At 71.2% G+C, this 561-nt stretch carries 2 pseudogenes; both read right to left on the bottom strand.

The annotated features are described in order from the left end of the window. Positions 1-301 (bottom strand): annotated as a pseudogene (locus BFF76_RS34305) (DUF2252 family protein); the annotation flags it as partial. 2 nt (positions 302-303) lie between these two features. Next, positions 304-531, bottom strand: a pseudogene (locus tag BFF76_RS34300) (DUF2252 family protein); the annotation flags it as partial. Between the last annotated feature and the right edge of the window lie 30 nt (positions 532-561).

Here is a 561-nt window from a genome sequence, read left to right as displayed (position 1 = left end):
CCCGCCGCGACCGCCGCCGCCTCCGCGTCCGGTACCCGGCGGAGCACGGGCGGTGCGTCGGTGAAGCGGCGACCGCCGTCCTCGCATTCCTCCGTTGACCGGGCGGCGAATCGGGCACTCGTGTTGTTGCGCGCCTTCGCGGAGACCCGCTCCAGCGTCCCGATCAGGTCCCGGGCGTCGGTGTGCGAGACGAGCTCCTCGTCGGCGATGGCGTTCCACGCGTCGAGTGCGGGCAGCCGGGCCAGCAGACGCATCGTGCGCCGGTACGCGCCCACCGTGTCGTACGCACCCTGCCGGCAGGNNCGATGTGGCGAGCCGCTTGAGATCCCACTCCCACGGGCCGAACACGGTCTCGTCGAAGTCGTTGAGATCGATGACCAGGTTCCCGCGCGCATCGCCGTACAAGCCGAAGTTGGCCGCGTGCGCGTCACCACAGAGCTGGGCACCCACCCCCGTGGACGGCGTGGCCGTCAGGTCATGTGCCATCAATCCGGCGGAGCCGCGCAGAAACGCGAACGGTGTTGCCGACATCCGCCCGACCCGTATGGGCGTCAGGCCGGG

This window comes from Streptomyces mutomycini (assembly GCF_001700505.1).
In the GTDB taxonomy this organism is placed as follows: domain Bacteria; phylum Actinomycetota; class Actinomycetes; order Streptomycetales; family Streptomycetaceae; genus Streptomyces; species Streptomyces mutomycini.
The sequence above is the reverse complement of the archived record's forward strand: the minus strand, read 5'-3'. Positions and strand labels throughout refer to the sequence as shown.